Source organism: Citrobacter sp. Cpo061 (genome assembly GCF_030332845.1).
GTDB classification, from domain to species: domain Bacteria; phylum Pseudomonadota; class Gammaproteobacteria; order Enterobacterales; family Enterobacteriaceae; genus Citrobacter; species Citrobacter portucalensis.
The window spans coordinates 1-17,505 of record NZ_JAOWHB010000034.1 but is presented as its reverse complement, the minus strand read 5'-3'; the positions used below and the strand labels follow the sequence as shown (position 1 = coordinate 17,505).

Sequence of the window (17,505 nt, the reverse complement as noted above, 5' to 3'; positions counted from 1 at the left end):
GAAGGAATCTGAAGATGTCTGAACCACGTTTCGTCCACCTACGGGTGCACAGCGACTACTCCATGATCGATGGGCTGGCGAAAACCGGGCCGCTGGTGAAAAAGGCGGCCGCGTTAGGCATGCCTGCGCTGGCGATCACCGATTTTACCAACCTGTGTGGTCTGGTGAAGTTTTACGGAGCGGGCCACGGCGCGGGTATCAAGCCGATAGTTGGCGCAGATTTTCATGTCCGCAGTGAGCTGTTGGGTGATGAACTCACGCAGCTCACCGTGCTGGCCGCAAATAATACCGGCTATCAGAACCTGACGTTGTTGATTTCGAAAGCCTATCAGCGCGGCTATGGCGCAGAAGGACCGGTTATCGACCGGGACTGGTTGGTTGAGCTAAAAGAAGGTTTGATTTTGCTCTCCGGCGGTCGCATGGGCGATGTCGGACGCAGCCTGCTGCGCGGCAATAGCGCACTGGTTGACGAGTGCGTGGCGTTTTACGAAGAACATTTTCCCAATTGCTATTTCCTCGAACTGATTCGCACCGGCAGGCAAGATGAAGAAAATTATCTGCACACAGCTGTAGCACTGGCCGAAACGCGTGGTCTACCGGTGGTGGCGACTAACGATGTCCGCTTCCTGGAAACCGGAGATTTCGATGCGCATGAAATCCGCGTAGCGATCCACGACGGGTTCACCCTTGATGACCCGAAACGCCCGCGTAACTATTCGCCGCAGCAGTACATGCGCAGCGAAGATGAGATGTGCGAGCTGTTCTCCGATATTCCGGAAGCACTGCAAAACACCGTCGAGATAGCCAAACGCTGCAACGTGACGGTGCGTCTGGGCGAATATTTCCTGCCGCAGTTCCCGACCGGCGATATGACCACCGAGGATTTCCTCGTGGCGAAATCACGCGAAGGGCTGGAAGAACGTCTCGAATTTTTGTTCCCTGACCCTGAAGTTCGTGCGCAGAAGCGCCCGCCTTACGATGAACGTCTGGAAGTTGAACTTAAAGTTATCAACCAGATGGGATTCCCAGGCTACTTCCTGATCGTTATGGAATTTATCCAGTGGTCGAAAGATAACGGCGTACCGGTAGGCCCGGGACGTGGTTCCGGCGCTGGCTCACTTGTCGCCTATGCGCTGAAAATTACCGATCTCGACCCGCTGGAGTTTGACCTGCTGTTCGAACGTTTCCTTAACCCGGAACGTGTCTCAATGCCCGACTTCGACGTTGACTTCTGTATGGAGAAACGCGACCAGGTTATCGAGCACGTGGCGGAAATGTACGGTCGTGATGCGGTTTCGCAGATTATTACCTTTGGTACGATGGCTGCAAAAGCGGTTATCCGCGACGTGGGCCGCGTGCTGGGGCATCCGTACGGTTTCGTTGACCGTATTTCGAAACTGGTGCCGCCCGACCCGGGCATGACGCTGGCAAAAGCCTTTGAAGCCGAACCCCAACTGCCGGAAATCTATGAGGCAGATGAAGAGGTTAAAGCGCTGATCGATATGGCGCGTAAGCTGGAAGGCGTCACGCGTAACGCTGGTAAGCACGCCGGTGGTGTGGTTATCGCACCGACAAAAATTACTGATTTTGCGCCTCTGTACTGCGATGAGCAGGGGCTGCACCCGGTTACTCAGTTTGATAAGAACGACGTGGAATATGCCGGTCTTGTGAAGTTCGACTTCCTCGGCCTGCGTACGCTCACTATCATCAACTGGGCGCTGGAAATGATCAACGCGCGCCGTGAAAAGAACGGTGAGCCACCGCTGGATATTGCGGCTATCCCGCTGGATGACAAGAAAAGCTTCGATATGCTGCAACGCTCGGAGACCACGGCGGTCTTCCAGCTTGAATCCCGCGGTATGAAAGACCTGATCAAACGTCTGCAGCCTGACTGCTTCGAAGACATGATCGCACTGGTGGCTCTGTTCCGCCCAGGTCCGCTACAGTCGGGGATGGTAGATAACTTTATCGACCGTAAGCATGGTCGCGAAGAGATTTCCTACCCGGACGTACAATGGCAGCATGAGTGTCTGAAACCGGTACTGGAGCCGACCTACGGCATTATCCTGTATCAGGAACAGGTTATGCAGATTGCCCAGGAGTTGTCCGGGTACACCCTTGGCGGCGCGGATATGCTGCGTCGTGCGATGGGTAAGAAAAAGCCGGAAGAGATGGCTAAGCAGCGCGGCACCTTTGAAGAAGGGGCGAAAAAGCGCGGCGTAGACGGCGAACTGGCGATGAAAATCTTTGACCTGGTGGAGAAATTCGCCGGTTACGGATTTAACAAATCGCACTCCGCAGCCTATGCGCTCGTCTCTTACCAGACGCTGTGGCTGAAGGCGCATTATCCTGCTGAATTTATGGCGGCGGTAATGACCGCCGATATGGATAACACTGAGAAAGTGGTCGGGCTGGTAGATGAATGCTGGCGTATGGGGCTCAAAATCCTGCCGCCGGACATCAACTCCGGGCTTTACCATTTTCACGTGAATGATGATGGCGAGATTGTTTATGGCATCGGCGCGATAAAAGGCGTGGGTGAAGGACCAATTGAAGCTATTATTGAGGCGCGTAACGAAGGCGGTTACTTCCGTGAGCTGTTTGATCTCTGCGCGCGCACGGATATCAAAAAACTTAACCGCCGGGTGCTGGAAAAGCTAATTATGTCCGGGGCGTTTGATCGCCTTGGCCCGCATCGCGCGGCGTTGATGAATTCGCTCAACGATGCGTTAAAAGCCGCCGATCAGCATGCAAAAGCCGAAGCTATCGGTCAGGCCGATATGTTTGGCGTGCTGGCGGAAGAACCGGAGCAAATTGAACAATCCTATGCCAGTTGCCAACCGTGGCCGGAGCAGGTGGTATTAGATGGTGAGCGTGAAACGTTGGGGCTTTACCTGACGGGACACCCCATCAACCAGTATTTAAAAGAAATTGAGCGCTATGTCGGAGGCTACAGGCTGAAAGACATGCATCCGACAGAACGTGGTAAAGTCACCACGGCTGCGGGGCTCGTCATTGCTGCGCGGGTAATGGTCACCAAGCGCGGCAATCGTATCGGCATCTGTACACTGGATGACCGTTCCGGACGTCTGGAAGTTATGTTGTTTACCGATGCTCTGGATAAATACCAGCAATTGCTGGAAAAAGACCGCATACTTATCGTCAGCGGACAGGTCAGCTTTGATGACTTCAGCGGCGGGCTTAAAATGATGGCCCGTGAAGTCATGGATATTGACGAAGCCCGGGAAAAATATGCTCGCGGGCTTGCTATCTCGCTGACGGACAGGCAAATTGATGACCAGCTTTTAAACCGACTCCGTCAGTCTCTGGAACCCCACCGCTCGGGGACAATTCCAGTACATCTCTACTATCAGAGGGCGGATGCACGTGCGCGGTTGCGTTTTGGCGCGACGTGGCGTGTTTCTCCGAGCGATCGTTTGCTAAACGATCTCCGTGGCCTTATTGGTTCGGAGCAGGTGGAACTGGAGTTTGACTAATACAGGAATACTATGAGTCTGAATTTCCTTGATTTTGAACAGCCGATTGCAGAGCTGGAAGCAAAAATCGATTCTTTGACTGCGGTTAGCCGTCAGGATGAGAAACTGGATATTAACATCGATGAAGAAGTGCATCGCCTGCGTGAAAAAAGCGTAGAACTGACGCGTAAAATCTTCGCCGATCTTGGCGCATGGCAGGTAGCCCAACTGGCGCGCCATCCACAGCGTCCGTACACCCTGGATTATGTCCGCCTGGCGTTTGATGAATTTGATGAGCTGGCGGGCGATCGTGCCTATGCGGATGATAAAGCTATTGTCGGCGGTATCGCGCGTCTGGATGGCCGTCCGGTGATGATCATTGGTCATCAGAAAGGCCGTGAGACCAAAGAAAAGATTCGCCGTAATTTCGGCATGCCAGCGCCGGAAGGCTATCGCAAAGCGCTGCGTCTGATGGAAATGGCCGAGCGTTTCAACATGCCGATCATTACCTTTATCGACACCCCAGGGGCTTACCCGGGCGTGGGCGCGGAAGAGCGTGGTCAGTCAGAAGCGATCGCACGCAACCTGCGTGAAATGTCGCGTCTGAGCGTACCGGTAATCTGTACCGTTATCGGTGAAGGTGGTTCCGGTGGCGCGCTGGCGATCGGTGTAGGCGATAAAGTGAATATGCTGCAATACAGCACCTATTCCGTTATCTCCCCGGAAGGTTGTGCTTCAATTCTGTGGAAAAGCGCCGACAAAGCACCGCTGGCCGCAGAAGCGATGGGAATTGTTGCCCCGCGTCTGAAAGAGCTGAAGCTTATCGACTCTATCATTCCGGAACCGTTAGGCGGCGCACACCGCAATCCGGAAGTGATGGCTGCGTCCCTGAAAGCACAGCTGCTGGCCGATCTCGCCGATCTCGACGTGTTAAGCAAAGACGATCTGAAAAACCGTCGTTACCAGCGTCTGATGAGCTACGGTTACGCGTAAACTGCATTAATTCCGAAAAGGGCCACAACGTTGTGGCCCTTTTTTTTACCTGTGGTTTGGCCAGGCTATGATTAACTAAGGTTTTTCCAGGAGGAACGCATGAATATCATTGCCATCATGGGACCGCATGGCGTCTTTTATAAAGATGAGCCCATCAAGGAACTTGAACGTGCGCTGCAACAGCAGGGATTTCAGATTATCTGGCCGCAGAATAGCGTTGACTTGCTGAAATTTATCGAACACAACCCGCGAATTTGCGGCGTCATTTTTGACTGGGATGAATATAGCCTGGAGCTGTGCAGTGACATCAACCAGCTCAACGAGTATCTCCCGCTCTACGCCTTTATTAATACCCATTCGACGATGGATGTCAGTGCGCACGACCTGCGCATGGCGCTGTGGTTTTTTGAGTATGCGCTGGGTCAGTCTGAAGACATTGCCACCCGCATTCGCCAGTACACCAGCGAATACCTCGATAACATCACGCCTCCGTTCACCAAGGCGCTGTTTACCTATGTGAAGGAAGGAAAGTATACCTTCTGTACGCCCGGGCACATGGCGGGGACGGCGTACCAGAAAAGCCCGGTCGGCTGCCTGTTCTATGATTTCTTTGGCGGCAATACGCTGAAAGCCGACGTGTCCATTTCCGTAACCGAACTGGGTTCATTGCTTGATCATACCGGTCCGCACCTCGAAGCGGAGGAGTATATCGCGCGTACTTTTGGTGCCGAACAGAGCTATATGGTGACCAACGGCACCTCGACGTCGAACAAAATTGTCGGCATGTATGCTGCGCCTGCAGGCAGTACGCTACTGATTGACCGCAACTGCCATAAGTCGCTGGCGCATTTGCTGATGATGAGCGATGTGGTGCCAATCTGGTTGAAGCCTACGCGTAACGCGTTGGGGATCCTCGGCGGTATACCCCGTCGGGAATTTACCCATGCAAGTATTGAACGTAAGGTAGAAGAGACGACTCAGGCGCAATGGCCGGTACACGCGGTGATCACCAACTCCACCTATGACGGGCTGCTTTATAACACCAACTGGATCAAGCAAACCCTGGATGTGCCCTCCATCCATTTTGATTCAGCCTGGGTGCCATATACCCATTTTCATCCGATCTATCAGGGGAAAAGCGGGATGAGCGGCGAACGGGTACCGGGAAAGGTGATTTTTGAAACACAGTCCACCCACAAGATGCTGGCGGCGTTGTCACAGGCTTCGCTGATCCACATTAAGGGTGACTACGACGAAGACACGTTCAACGAAGCCTTTATGATGCACACCTCCACGTCTCCGAGCTATCCGATTGTGGCGTCGATAGAAACGGCAGCGGCAATGCTGCGTGGCAATTCCGGCAAGCGGTTAATCAATCGTTCGGTGGAACGGGCGTTGCATTTCCGTAAAGAAGTACAGCGTCTACGCGAAGAGTCGGATGGCTGGTTCTTTGATATCTGGCAGCCGGAAAAGGTCGATGAAGCAGAATGTTGGCCGGTAGCGCCAGGTGAAGACTGGCACGGATTTGTTGATGCTGATGCCGACCACATGTTCCTCGACCCGGTGAAGGTCACGATTCTGACGCCGGGAATGGATGAACAGGGAAATATGAGCGAAGAGGGGATCCCCGCGGCGCTGGTGGCGAAATTCCTTGATGAACGCGGCGTCGTCGTCGAAAAAACGGGACCGTATAACCTGTTGTTCCTGTTCAGTATTGGCATAGATAAAACCCGGGCGATGGGGCTGCTACGTGGCCTGACGGAATTTAAGCGCTCGTACGATCTGAATTTACGCGTAAAAAATATGCTGCCGGATCTGTATGCTGAAGATCCCGATTTCTATCGCAATATGCGTATTCAGGATCTGGCACAGGGGATCCATAAGTTGATCCGCCAGCACGATCTCTCCGGACTGATGCTGCGGGCATTTGATACTTTGCCGGAAATGAAAATGACACCGCACCAGGCCTGGCAGCGGCAGATCAAAGGTGAGGTGGAAACCGTGGCGCTTGATCAACTGGTAGGGCGCGTGTCCGCCAATATGATCCTGCCTTATCCTCCTGGCGTGCCGCTCTTGATGCCTGGGGAAATGATCACTGCCAAAAGCCGGGCTGTCCTCGATTTTCTTCTGATGCTGTGTTCAGTGGGGCAGCGCTACCCGGGATTTGAAACCGATATCCATGGCGCTAAACTGGGCGAGGATGGTGTGTATCGCGTGAGAGTCTTAAAAATGGCATAACGACTTGCCTGACCCTAAGACGTACGAGTAACGTGCTGACAGAAAAATGAAAGAGGCGATGACGCTATGCTGGGATTAAAACAGGTTCACCATATTGCCATTATTGCGACGGACTACGCGACAAGTAAGGCATTTTACTGCGATGTGCTTGGCTTTACACTGATGAGCGAAGCCTATCGGGAAGAGAGAGACTCGTGGAAAGGCGATCTGGCATTGAACGGCCAGTATGTGATTGAGCTTTTTTCTTTCCCGTTTCCACCTTGCCGTCCGAGCCGACCGGAAGCCTGCGGTTTGCGTCATCTGGCGTTCAGCGTGGAGGATGTGGAAAAGTCGATCGCGCATCTGGAAGCACACCACGTGAAGTGTGAATCCATACGTATCGATCCATTTACAGGTAAACGCTTTACGTTTTTCAACGATCCGGACGGATTGCCCCTCGAACTGTACGAGCTGTAAGGCTTGTCATTGTGGCGTTAGCCCGGTAACGTGCCGGGCAATGCCATTGTAAGTAACCATCATGACGACACTCACGCTGAACACTTCACTGCTGAATTCTCAATCGATTTTGGTCGCCTTTAGCGGCGGGCTGGACTCAACCGTACTCCTGCATCAGCTGGTGCAGTGGCGAGCGCAGCATCCTGAGGTCGCTTTACGCGCAATCCATATTCATCACGGATTAAGCCCACATGCAGACAGTTGGGTGCAGCACTGTGAGTCAGTATGTATGCAGTGGCAGGTGCCGCTGGTGGTTGAGCGGGTACACCTTGAGGATGATGGTCTGGGCATCGAAGCTCAGGCACGACGCGCGCGCTATCAGGCATTTGCGCAGACCTTACTACCGGGCGAGGTGCTAATGACTGCCCAGCATCTCGATGACCAGTGTGAAACCTTTCTGCTGGCGCTTAAGCGCGGCAGCGGCCCTGCCGGACTTTCCGCCATGGGCGAAAACTCACCGTTCGCCGGAACCCAGCTGATTCGACCGCTGCTGGCGCAAACGCGAGAGGCGCTTGAAGCATGGGCGCGGCAGCATGAATTATGCTGGATTGAAGATGAAAGCAATCAGGATGATACCTACGATCGCAATTTTCTCAGATTGCGCGTTACCCCATTGCTGCAACAGCGCTGGCCGCACTTCGCGCAAGCCGTAGCCCGCAGCGCCGCGCTGTGTGCTGAGCAGGAGAGTTTACTGGATGAACTGCTGGCCAGCGATTTAGCCGATTGCATCACAGCCCACGGCACACTGCTACTGGTACCGTTAATGATGATGAGCGACGTGCGTCGTGCCGCGCTGCTTCGTCGCTGGCTGGCGGGGTTAAATGCGCCGATGCCTTCTCGTGATGGACTGGAACGTATCTGGCAGGAAGTGGCGCTGGCGCGGGAAGATGCCTCACCCTGTTTTCGCCTCGGGGAGTACGAGGTCCGTCGTTATCAGTCACAGCTGTGGTGGGTGAAGTCAGTCGATGGGCAAAGCGAAACCGTTATCCCATGGCTAGAGTGGAAAACACCGTTGGCGCTGCCTGCCGGATTGGGTTCGGTTCAGTTAATCTCTGCGGGTGAATTGCGCATGCCGCAAGCGGATGAAGCTGTCAGCATTCGTTTCAAAGCACCAGGGTTATTGCATATTGTTGGGCGTAACGGTGGACGGAAATTAAAGAAAATCTGGCAGGAGCAGGGGATCCCGCCCTGGCGACGAGATACCACACCGCTGCTGTTTTACGGCGAAACGTTGATTGCGGCTGCGGGTGTTTTCGTGACGCGTGAGGGAGCGGCGGAAGATGAAGAAGGCGTGAGTCTGGTTTGGCGTGGAAAGTAGGCCGGATAAGGTGCTTTGCACCGTCATCCGGCACCAAAATAATCAGGATTCGCTGACCACCACGGTACCGATCTGCGGGTGGCTGAAGCTGGCAATTTTGTCGAGGCGAAGCTCCCGGGTTTCACCTGCGACATCTGCGACCAGATACTCCACGTTTTTGCGTGAAACCAGGTCGTTCGCTTTCGCCTGCAAAACTTCGCCATCTTTTAACGCCAGCGTCAGTAACAAATGGTGCTGGCAGGCGAGTTCAAGATTGTCGTAATCATCGCAATTGATGGGTTGATACGTTTCATTCATTGACATAATCGCTCACCAGTAAGTTCGCGGCAGCATAGGCCGCTTTTTCCCTGACCGACTCTGGAAGGGCGCTGTCTGCCGCCACTTCATTAAGCACCTTCAATACGCAACCCAGCGCATCCGGGATATACCCTAAGTCTCCGCTGGCGATTTCCGCGTACCGCTTGCGTATTAACTCACAATATTTTTCCACATGCCCTCCTGTCAGCACTCTGACTTAACCGTGGATGCAAGTCTAAGCCTACGAAGATAAACTCTGTTTAGCAAGGTGACTATACCATACTCATTCAAGCAATATCAGCGCCTTGATAGATGAGCAGTTAGCAGCCTTTTGCCGCAGTTTTCGCTACAATGTGCGCCTGATTCGAAAGGAGTTCTCCCATGGCGCTTAAAGCGACAATTTATAAAGCCGTCGTCAACGTAGCGGATCTTGACCGTAACCAGTTTCTTGACGCGGCCTTGACGCTGGCGCGTCACCCCTCTGAAACCCAGGAGCGCATGATGCTGCGCCTGCTGGCCTGGATTAAATATGCCGATGAACGGCTGCAGTTCACGCGTGGCCTGAGCGCGGAAGACGAGCCTGAAGCATGGCTGCGTAACGACCATCTGGGCATCGATCTTTGGATTGAGCTGGGTCTGCCGGATGAGCGCCGTATCAAGAAAGCCTGTACCCAGTCTGGTGAGGTTGCTCTGTTTGCCTACAACAGTCGTGCGGCTCAGATCTGGTGGCAGCAAAACCAGAACAAATGTGCGCAGTTTAAAAATCTCACCGTGTGGTATCTGGATGATGAACAGCTGGCGCAACTGAGTGATTTTGCTGGTCGTACAATGGCGCTGCAGGCGACTATTCAGGACGGCGCTATTTGGCTGTCCGACTCTCAGAACAATCTGGAAATTCATCTGACCGCGTGGCAGCCGCGTTCATGATTGTTCTCTCCCGAAACGTCTCTATCCCTGATAATGAGCTGGAAATCACGGCGATTCGGGCACAAGGCGCGGGTGGTCAGCACGTTAACAAGACCTCGACGGCTATCCATTTGCGCTTTGACATTCGGGCCTCGAGCCTGCCAGAGTATTACAAGGAACGCCTGCTGGCCGCCAGCCATCATCTGATTAGCGGCGATGGCATTATTATCATTAAGGCGCAGGAATACCGTAGCCAGGAGCTCAATCGGGAAGCGGCAATCTCCCGACTGGTGGCGGTGATAAAAGAATTAACCGCGGTGCAAAAAAGCCGACAGGCAACTCGCCCTACGCGCGCCTCGAAAGAGCGCAGGTTGTCATCGAAGGCGCAAAAATCCACAGTGAAAGCACTGCGCGGGAGAGTTCGTCGAACGCAAGACTGACGAGCGGGAATAAAAATTAATAAGGAATTGATAGTGAAAACAGCAATATTGTCCGTGGTCGCTGCATGCACGCTTTTTTCCTTGATCGGCTGTAATAACCGTACTGAAGTTGAAGTACTACAGCCGACGCGGGCGGCAGAATTAAAACCGATGCAGCAAAGCTGGCGTGGCATCTTACCTTGCGCGGACTGCGAAGGGATTGAAACCTCTCTGTTTCTGGAAAAAGACGGTACATGGGTGATGAACGAACGCTATCAGGGCGTGCGGGATGAACCGTCTTCATTTGCCTCTTATGGCACATGGGCGCGTACAGCCGACAAACTGGTGCTGACCGACAGCAAAGGTGAAAAATCGTACTACCGGGCTAAAGGCGAGGCGCTGGAAATGCTCGATCGTGAAGGTAACCCGATTGAGTCACAGTTTAACTACACGCTCCAGCCGGTTTCCGCCAGCTTACCGGTGACGCCAATGCCGATGCGAGGCATGTATTTCTATATGGCTGACGCGGCAATCTTTACCGACTGCGCAACGGGTAAACGGATGCCGGTGGCGAATAACGCTCAGCTTGAACGCGACTATTTAGCCGCTCGTGCGGAAAACGGACAGTCCGTACTGCTGACGCTTGAGGCGCATTTCACGCTGGAGTCAAATCCGGATACGGGTGAGAAAGTGAAAACGTTGATGGCGGATAAAGACGCGAAATTTATCCCTGGTAAAGCGTGTAATTAATCGATAGAAAAAAGGCCCTGATAATCAGGGCCTTTTTGTTGGTATTAGCCTTTAATGGCTTTGACCAGGAAGTCGACGATGTCGCCGGTTTTAATCAGCTCTTTCTCGCCGTTACGACGGTATTTGTATTCGATATCGTCGTTGTCGAGGTTACGGTCGCCCAGCACGATGGTGTGTGGGATACCGATCAGTTCCATATCGGCAAACATCACGCCCGGACGCTCTTTACGATCGTCCATCAGCACTTCGATACCCTGCGCGCGCAGCTCAGCATATAGCTTTTCAGCCAACTCTTGCACACGGTAGGACTTGTGCATGTTCATTGGCAGAATAGCAACCTGGAACGGGGCGATGGCATCTGGCCATACGATGCCACGATCGTCAAAGTTCTGTTCAATAGCAGCAGCGACTACGCGAGTGACCCCGATACCGTAGCAGCCCATAGTCAGCGTCTGGTTACGGCCATCTTCGCCCTGAACAGCGGCTTTCATCGCTTCAGAGTACTTGGTACCCAACTGGAAGATGTGGCCGACTTCGATACCGCGTTTGATCATCAGCGTACCTTTGCCGTCCGGGCTAGGGTCGCCGGCGACCACGTTACGGATGTCAGCAACTTCCGGGGTGGCCACGTCGCGATCCCAGTTGATACCGAAATAGTGTTTTCCGTCGATGTTGGCACCGGCAGCGAAATCGCTCATTACTGCAACGGTACGGTCGATAACCACCGGAATTGGCATATTCACCGGACCGAGCGAGCCAGGACCTGCTTTCACCAGCGCACGAATTTCTTCTTCGGTGGCAAAGGTCAGCGGGCTGGCAACCTGCGGCAGTTTTTCCGCTTTGACTTCGTTCAGCTCGTGATCGCCACGAACCAGCAGGGCGACCAGCGGGTAGCTGCTGCCTTCAACCGCTTTCACCAGCAGGGTTTTCACGGTTTTTTCGATAGGCAGGTTGAACTGCTCAACCAGTTCGGCGATGGTTTTAGCGTTCGGCGTATCTACCAGCGTCATTTCCTGGGTTGCTGCCGCGCGCGGCTCTTTCGGCGCAACGGCTTCGGCAAATTCGATGTTCGCCGCATAGTCAGAGGAGTCGGAGAAGATCACATCGTCTTCGCCGCTCTGCGCCAGCACCTGGAATTCGTGAGAGGCGCTGCCGCCGATAGAACCGGTATCCGCTTGTACTGCACGGAAATCCAGCCCCATACGGCTGAAGATTTTGCTATACGCAGCGTACATCGCGTCGTAGGTTTCCTGCAGGGATTCCTGAGAGGTGTGGAAAGAGTATGCATCTTTCATCAGGAATTCGCGGGAGCGCATCACGCCGAAGCGCGGACGGACTTCGTCACGGAATTTGGTCTGGATCTGATAGAAGTTCAGCGGCAGCTGTTTGTAAGAGCTCAGCTCGTTACGGATCAGGTCGGTGATCACTTCTTCATGCGTTGGGCCGAGGACGAACGAACGATCGCCACGGTCAGCAATACGCAGCAGTTCCGGGCCGTATTGTTCCCAACGGCCGCTCTCTTCCCACAGTTCAGAAGGCTGAACGACCGGCATCAACACCTCGATCGCACCGGCGTTGTTCATCTCTTCACGCACGATGTTTTCGACTTTTTTCAGGACGCGCACGCCGGTCGGCAGCCAGGTATATAACCCGGAGGCCAGCTTGCGGATCATCCCGGCGCGCAGCATCAGCTGGTGGCTGATGACTTCGGCGTCGGCAGGTGTCTCCTTCAGAGTGGAGAGCAGATATTGGCTAGTACGCATGTTGTTACGGTTCCAGTTGAACGATCGAACAGGCTCAAAACGAGCCTGGCACAAAACAAAAGTGGTTTAGTTTACCAGCGAGAAAGGGATGTCAAAAGAGTACGCGACGCAAATTAGCGGGCTTCCAGAGCAAAGACCTCAAATCCTGACGGCGTGACGCGCCAGCGGACGTTAAAGTCCAGCAGCCAGACGGCGTAGGTTTTGCCTTCTTCCTCGTTTTTACGGTAGGCAGGACGCGGATCCTGCGCCAGCACTTCGGCAATAAACTGACGAAGATGCGGGTAACGTTGTTCGAGCTTCGGTAGCTGCTCCGCGAGATCTTCACTGAACGTCACGTCTATGCTGGCCTTGGGGGCATCCTGAGCATAGCTGGCGCGAGCATCGGGTAACGATTCGGCAAACGGCAGATACGGTTTTATATCTACGACTGGCGTGCCATCAACAAGATCCAGCCCACCGAGTTCGAGGATCACGTGCTCTTTATGGCAGCGGATGCCCCGTAGCTCAACCAACGACATGCCAACAGGGTTAGGACGAAACGTTGAACGCGTGGCAAAGACACCCATTCTGGCGTTGCCGCCAAGGCGGGGAGGGCGCACGGTCGGACGCCATCCACCTTCCATTGTCTGGTGAAAAACAAAAATCACCCACAAATGACTGAAGGCTTCCAGGCCGCGAACGGCATCGGCCTGGTTATAAGGTGCGAGCAAATGCAGTTCACCGCTGGCGCTTTTCACCAGACCGGGCTGGCGTGGAACGGCGAACTTTTCTTTATAAGGTGAGCGGATAACGCCTATTTGCTCGAACTGAAAATGACTCATTTCGCCGAAATGTTCAGTGCAGAACCGATGCAAACCGCCTGACGATAGCAACCCGGCGTTCCGCTGGTCACTTCGCAACTGTGCAGCAATACCGCATTAGCTTTCATTTTTGATGCGTTAATCTGCATGCGTTTGCGTGCGGTTGGAATGCTCGGAGGGGAATCCTGGTTTGAAGCCTGGCAGGATTCACCGCTAACTTCGCCAAGATCGCGGAACGGTTTGCCTACTAAATCTTCAGCGTTAGTAATGATTCTTACCGGCGTAGCGCGCGGTGCTTTCGGTTTTTCCGGCTCCGCTTTCGGCGGGGTTGCGGTGCTTTGAACGGGTTCAACAGGGGATCTGCTTAACATAGAACAGCCGCTCAGCAAGAGTGCTACTAAACAGATCGGTAAAGCACGCATAATATTTCCTCAATGAATGATCTAAACGTCAGATATTGAATCAGGTGCTTGCATAAATGACAAGACGGGCAAGCGCCCGTCCTGATGATATTACAGATTCTGTAAACAGCCTAAAATTACCAGCCCTTAACAGCACCGCCGTTGAAGACTTTGTTTGCTGCTTCGTACACTTCGTCAGACTGGTATGCTTCAACGAATTTCTTCACGTTCTCAGCATCTTTATTGTCTTCACGAGTTACAATCAGGTTTACGTACGGGGAATCTTTATCTTCAACAAAGATACCGTCTTTTGCCGGAGTCAGGCCGATCTGGCTGGCGTAGGTGGTGTTGATGACCGCCAGTGCGATTTGTGCATCGTCCAGGGAACGCGGCAGCTGCGGTGCTTCCAGTTCAACCAGCTTCAGGTTTTTCGGGTTTTCAATCACGTCCAGCGCGGTTGGCAGCAGGCCAACACCGTCTTTCAGTTTGATTAAGCCCACTTTTTGCAGCAGCAGCAAGGAACGGCCAAGGTTAGTCGGGTCGTTTGGAATCGCGACCTGGGAACCGTCCTGCAGCTCATCCAGTGATTTGATTTTTTTTGAGTAGCCCGCAATCGGGTAAACAAAAGTATTGCCTACAGCAACCAGCTTGTAACCACGATCTTTGATCTGCTGGTCCAGGTATGGTTTGTGCTGGAAGGCGTTAGCATCGATATCGCCTTTGCTCAGCGCTTCGTTAGGCAGAACGTAATCGTTAAACGTGACCAGCTCAACGTCCAGACCGTATTTTTCTTTTGCCACTTTCTGCGCGACTTCTGCAACCTGCTGCTCTGCGCCAACAATAACGCCCACTTTGATGTGATTAGGATCTTTTTCATCCTGACCGCAACCCACAAGTGCCAGAGAACCGATCAGGGCTCCAACTGCCGCAAAGGTTTTGAATTTGAACGCCATGCTTATTTCCTTTTCTTAATGAGTTTTTAGTGTTGTGTGCAACGTTATTTGTGCGTGACAGCCCGGACGATGCGATCGCCGGATAACTGAATTAAATAAACCAGAACGACGAGCAATACCAGTACTGTATTCATTACGGTAGCGTTGTAACCAATATAGCCGTACTGATAGCCAATCTGTCCAAGACCACCGGCACCGACGGCACCGCCCATCGCGGAGTAACCAACCAGCGTGATAAGGGTGATGGTGGCCGCATTGACCAGTCCTGGCAGCGCTTCTGGCAGTAATACCTTACGTACAATTTGCAGCGGCGTGGCGCCCATCGCACGAGAGGCTTCTATCAGCCCGGTCGGGATTTCGAGCAGCGCGTTTTCCACCATACGGGCGATAAACGGCGCGGCACCGACGGTCAGCGGAACGATAGCTGCCTGCAGTCCGATAGAGGTGCCTACGATCATGCGGGTGAACGGAATCATCCACACCAGTAAGATGATGAACGGGATGGAACGGAAAATGTTCACCAGCGCAGAGAGCGTACGGTAGAGCTTCGCGTTCTCAATAATTTGCCCCGGACGCGTTACGTACAGCAACACGCCGACCGGCAGACCAATCACAAAGCCAAAAAAACCGGACACAAAGGTCATTGCCAGCGTTTCCCATACGCCGCGAACCAGCAGCCACATCATCGGCTCAGACATAACCCAGTACCTCTACTTTTACATGGTGTTCCTGCAACCAACTGATGGCTGCTTGTGTATCTTCCTGTGTGCCGTGCATTTCAGTCAGCATGATGCCGAACTTCACACCGCCGGCGTAATCCATCTGCGCGCTAATAATGTTGTTATTCACATTAAACCGACGGGCCGTCTCAGAAAGTAGCGGTGCATCGACCGAATGGCCGGTGAATTCCATACGCAGCATCGGCACGCTGTCGGCTTCCGGCTCCGCTTTCAAACGTTCCAGATAATCTTCCGGAATATCCAGGTGCAGCGTGGACTGGATAAATTTCTGTGCCAGCGGCGTTTTCGGATGTGAGAACACTTCACTAACGGTGTCTTGCTCAATCAGTTCACCATTGCTGATGACCGCCACGCAGTCACAAATACGTTTTACAACGTCCATTTCGTGGGTAATCAGCAGAATGGTGAGTCCCAGACGACGATTAATATCTTTCAATAATTCCAGAATCGAGCGGGTCGTTGCCGGATCGAGTGCGCTGGTGGCTTCATCGCACAGCAACACTTTGGGATTACTTGCCAGCGCACGGGCGATTGCCACACGCTGTTTTTGTCCACCGGAAAGGTTGGCCGGGTAGCTATCGTGCTTGTCTCCAAGACCAACCAAATCCAACAGTTCTGTTACGCGGCGTTTGATCTCTTCTTTTGGCGTGTTATCCAGTTCCAGCGGTAGTGCGACGTTACCGAACACCGTACGGGAAGAGAGCAGGTTAAAGTGCTGAAAAATCATGCCGATTTGACGGCGAGCTTTAGTCAACTCCGACTCAGAAAGCGTGGTCAGCTCCTGACCGCCAACCTGAACGCTGCCTTCGGTAGGGCGTTCGAGTAGGTTAACGCAGCGGATGAGCGTACTTTTACCGGCGCCGGAGGCGCCAATAACGCCATAAATCTGCCCGGCAGGAACATGCAGGCTGACATTATTTAGCGCCTGAATGGTGCGAGTCCCCTGCTGGAACACTTTGGTGATATTCGAAAGTTTAATCATTGGTTATTTATTATCGTAATTAAGTTAGCCGTGGCATTTTCGTCTGTCAGGTACGGTCGAAGCCGTCAACAAGATGGATGTTAAGGCATCCAGACGTCTAAATCAATCGGGCTTTGCACGATGAGCACTTTCTTGCCCGCTGAAACATGCGATACTAGAGTCACATGCCTTATTCAGGAGCTATAAAAGGTGGCAAAGTCTGTACCCGCAATTTTTCTCGACCGTGACGGTACCATTAATGTGGACCACGGTTATGTACATGAGATCGACGAGTTTGAGTTTATCGACGGCGTTATTGATGCCATGCGTGAACTTAAAAAGATGGGTTACGCGCTTATTATCGTGACGAACCAGTCTGGTATCGCGCGTGGTAAATTTACTGAGGCGCAGTTTGAAACGTTGACCGAATGGATGGACTGGTCGCTGGCCGATCGCGACGTTGAGCTGGATGGTATCTACTACTGCCCGCATCACCCGCAGGGTACTGTAGAAGAGTATCGTCAGGTCTGCGACTGCCGTAAACCGCATCCTGGCATGTTTATCTCCGCCCGAGACTTCTTGCACATCGATATGGCCGCTTCTTATATGGTTGGCGACAAAATTGAAGATATGCAGGCGGCGACAGCTGCGAATGTTGGCACGAAGGTATTGGTGCGCACAGGCAAACCCGTCACGCCGGAAGCAGAAAATGCAGCAGATTTGGTCATAAATAGTCTGGCAGACCTGCCAATGGCGATCAAAAAGCAGCAAAAGTAAGCGTTGTGGATAAAAGGTGAGCGGTTGAAACAAAAATGCATTTTTCCGCTTGTCTTCCTGAGTCGACTCCCTATAATGCGCCTCCATCGACACGGCGGATGTGAATCACTTCACACAAACAGCCGGTTCGGTTGAAGGGAAAAACCTGAAAATGAGGGTTGACTCTGAAAGAGGAAAGCGTAATATACGCCACCTCGCGACAGAGCGCTAAAGCGCGT

Annotated in this window: 17 protein-coding genes; 9 read left to right on the top strand and 8 right to left on the bottom strand. The window is 53.1% G+C overall.

Annotation, left to right across the window (positions count from 1 at the left end; translation table 11 throughout):
• The first annotated feature begins 14 nt into the window (after positions 1-14).
• The 5 genes from dnaE (at position 15) to tilS (ending at position 8,520) form a co-directional block, all read left to right on the top strand.
• Positions 15-3,497: a DNA polymerase III subunit alpha gene (gene dnaE, locus OGX97_RS03725; protein ID WP_257119519.1), complete on the top strand. Its 3,483-nt coding sequence runs from the start codon at positions 15-17 to the stop codon at positions 3,495-3,497.
• A 12-nt stretch (positions 3,498-3,509) separates the two neighbouring features.
• On the top strand, positions 3,510-4,469 hold the full coding sequence (gene accA, locus OGX97_RS03720; RefSeq protein WP_003829164.1) for an acetyl-CoA carboxylase carboxyl transferase subunit alpha: 960 nt from the start codon (positions 3,510-3,512) through the stop codon (positions 4,467-4,469).
• 99 nt (positions 4,470-4,568) lie between these two features.
• On the top strand, positions 4,569-6,707 hold the full coding sequence (gene ldcC, locus OGX97_RS03715) for a lysine decarboxylase LdcC (RefSeq protein ID WP_100271477.1): 2,139 nt from the start codon (positions 4,569-4,571) through the stop codon (positions 6,705-6,707).
• Between the two features lie 66 nt (positions 6,708-6,773).
• The gene (locus tag OGX97_RS03710) at positions 6,774-7,163 is read left to right on the top strand and encodes a VOC family protein (protein ID WP_279850884.1); all 390 of its coding nucleotides are present in this window, start codon (positions 6,774-6,776) and stop codon (positions 7,161-7,163) included.
• Positions 7,164-7,224: 61 nt separating this feature from the next.
• A complete protein-coding gene (gene tilS, locus OGX97_RS03705; protein ID WP_048227058.1) occupies positions 7,225-8,520 on the top strand; it encodes a tRNA lysidine(34) synthetase TilS in 1,296 nt (431 codons plus the stop codon).
• 42 nt (positions 8,521-8,562) lie between these two features.
• On the opposite strand, the gene rof is transcribed toward tilS, so the two are convergent.
• Both rof and OGX97_RS03695 read right to left on the bottom strand, forming a co-directional pair.
• Positions 8,563-8,823, bottom strand: a complete 261-nt coding sequence (gene rof, locus OGX97_RS03700) for a Rho-binding antiterminator (protein ID WP_003018503.1) — start codon at positions 8,821-8,823, stop codon at positions 8,563-8,565.
• Positions 8,810-9,010 (bottom strand): YaeP family protein, encoded by a 201-nt coding sequence (locus OGX97_RS03695; RefSeq protein WP_003018499.1) that lies wholly within the window; start codon positions 9,008-9,010, stop codon positions 8,810-8,812. The genes rof and OGX97_RS03695 overlap by 14 nt, the downstream gene beginning before the upstream one ends.
• Positions 9,011-9,198: 188 nt before the next feature.
• Here OGX97_RS03695 and OGX97_RS03690 point away from each other — a divergent pair, with 188 nt between their 5' ends.
• The 3 genes from OGX97_RS03690 to nlpE are packed head-to-tail and all read left to right on the top strand — an operon-like array spanning position 9,199 to position 10,892.
• Positions 9,199-9,744 (top strand): YaeQ family protein, encoded by a 546-nt coding sequence (locus tag OGX97_RS03690; RefSeq protein ID WP_003018497.1) that lies wholly within the window; start codon positions 9,199-9,201, stop codon positions 9,742-9,744.
• Complete coding sequence (arfB, locus tag OGX97_RS03685; RefSeq protein ID WP_032942412.1) at positions 9,741-10,163, top strand: alternative ribosome rescue aminoacyl-tRNA hydrolase ArfB; 423 nt, start codon at positions 9,741-9,743, stop codon at positions 10,161-10,163. The genes OGX97_RS03690 and arfB overlap by 4 nt, the downstream gene beginning before the upstream one ends.
• 30 nt (positions 10,164-10,193) lie before the next feature.
• Positions 10,194-10,892: an envelope stress response activation lipoprotein NlpE gene (nlpE, locus tag OGX97_RS03680; RefSeq protein ID WP_085951559.1), complete on the top strand. Its 699-nt coding sequence runs from the start codon at positions 10,194-10,196 to the stop codon at positions 10,890-10,892.
• Positions 10,893-10,936: 44 nt separating this feature from the next.
• Here nlpE and proS read toward each other — a convergent pair whose 3' ends face one another.
• The 6 genes from proS to metN form a co-directional block, all read right to left on the bottom strand.
• The gene (gene proS / locus OGX97_RS03675) at positions 10,937-12,655 is read right to left on the bottom strand and encodes a proline--tRNA ligase (protein WP_003829149.1); all 1,719 of its coding nucleotides are present in this window, start codon (positions 12,653-12,655) and stop codon (positions 10,937-10,939) included.
• Between the two features lie 113 nt (positions 12,656-12,768).
• Complete coding sequence (gene tsaA, locus OGX97_RS03670) at positions 12,769-13,476, bottom strand: tRNA (N6-threonylcarbamoyladenosine(37)-N6)-methyltransferase TrmO (RefSeq protein WP_008786279.1); 708 nt, start codon at positions 13,474-13,476, stop codon at positions 12,769-12,771.
• The gene (gene rcsF, locus OGX97_RS03665) at positions 13,473-13,877 is read right to left on the bottom strand and encodes an Rcs stress response system protein RcsF (protein ID WP_003018477.1); all 405 of its coding nucleotides are present in this window, start codon (positions 13,875-13,877) and stop codon (positions 13,473-13,475) included. Before rcsF ends, tsaA begins: the two co-directional genes overlap by 4 nt.
• A 116-nt stretch (positions 13,878-13,993) precedes the next feature.
• Positions 13,994-14,809 (bottom strand): methionine ABC transporter substrate-binding lipoprotein MetQ, encoded by an 816-nt coding sequence (gene metQ, locus OGX97_RS03660; RefSeq protein ID WP_003829145.1) that lies wholly within the window; start codon positions 14,807-14,809, stop codon positions 13,994-13,996.
• Positions 14,810-14,853: 44 nt separating this feature from the next.
• Complete coding sequence (locus tag OGX97_RS03655; protein ID WP_003018471.1) at positions 14,854-15,507, bottom strand: methionine ABC transporter permease MetI; 654 nt, start codon at positions 15,505-15,507, stop codon at positions 14,854-14,856.
• Complete coding sequence (metN, locus tag OGX97_RS03650) at positions 15,500-16,531, bottom strand: methionine ABC transporter ATP-binding protein MetN (RefSeq protein ID WP_003829140.1); 1,032 nt, start codon at positions 16,529-16,531, stop codon at positions 15,500-15,502. The genes OGX97_RS03655 and metN overlap by 8 nt, the downstream gene beginning before the upstream one ends.
• 189 nt (positions 16,532-16,720) lie before the next feature.
• Here metN and gmhB point away from each other — a divergent pair, with 189 nt between their 5' ends.
• Positions 16,721-17,287 carry a D-glycero-beta-D-manno-heptose 1,7-bisphosphate 7-phosphatase gene (gene gmhB, locus OGX97_RS03645; protein WP_008786280.1) on the top strand — a complete coding sequence of 189 codons (567 nt, stop codon included), beginning with the start codon at positions 16,721-16,723 and terminating at the stop codon, positions 17,285-17,287.
• Positions 17,288-17,505: the final 218 nt, after the last annotated feature.

Bases quoted from the DNA above. Each gene is read 5' to 3' on its own strand.
- dnaE (WP_257119519.1), top strand. From the start codon at position 15: ATGTCTGAACCACGTTTCGTCCACCTACGGGTGCACAGCGACTACTCC.
- accA (WP_003829164.1), top strand. From the start codon at position 3,510: ATGAGTCTGAATTTCCTTGATTTTGAACAGCCGATTGCAGAGCTGGAA.
- ldcC (WP_100271477.1), top strand. From the start codon at position 4,569: ATGAATATCATTGCCATCATGGGACCGCATGGCGTCTTTTATAAAGAT.
- OGX97_RS03710 (WP_279850884.1), top strand. From the start codon at position 6,774: ATGCTGGGATTAAAACAGGTTCACCATATTGCCATTATTGCGACGGAC.
- tilS (WP_048227058.1), top strand. From the start codon at position 7,225: ATGACGACACTCACGCTGAACACTTCACTGCTGAATTCTCAATCGATT.
- rof (WP_003018503.1), bottom strand. From the start codon at position 8,823: ATGTCAATGAATGAAACGTATCAACCCATCAATTGCGATGATTACGAC.
- OGX97_RS03690 (WP_003018497.1), top strand. From the start codon at position 9,199: ATGGCGCTTAAAGCGACAATTTATAAAGCCGTCGTCAACGTAGCGGAT.
- arfB (WP_032942412.1), top strand. From the start codon at position 9,741: ATGATTGTTCTCTCCCGAAACGTCTCTATCCCTGATAATGAGCTGGAA.
- proS (WP_003829149.1), bottom strand. From the start codon at position 12,655: ATGCGTACTAGCCAATATCTGCTCTCCACTCTGAAGGAGACACCTGCC.
- tsaA (WP_008786279.1), bottom strand. From the start codon at position 13,476: ATGAGTCATTTTCAGTTCGAGCAAATAGGCGTTATCCGCTCACCTTAT.
- rcsF (WP_003018477.1), bottom strand. From the start codon at position 13,877: ATGCGTGCTTTACCGATCTGTTTAGTAGCACTCTTGCTGAGCGGCTGT.
- metQ (WP_003829145.1), bottom strand. From the start codon at position 14,809: ATGGCGTTCAAATTCAAAACCTTTGCGGCAGTTGGAGCCCTGATCGGT.
- OGX97_RS03655 (WP_003018471.1), bottom strand. From the start codon at position 15,507: ATGTCTGAGCCGATGATGTGGCTGCTGGTTCGCGGCGTATGGGAAACG.
- metN (WP_003829140.1), bottom strand. From the start codon at position 16,531: ATGATTAAACTTTCGAATATCACCAAAGTGTTCCAGCAGGGGACTCGC.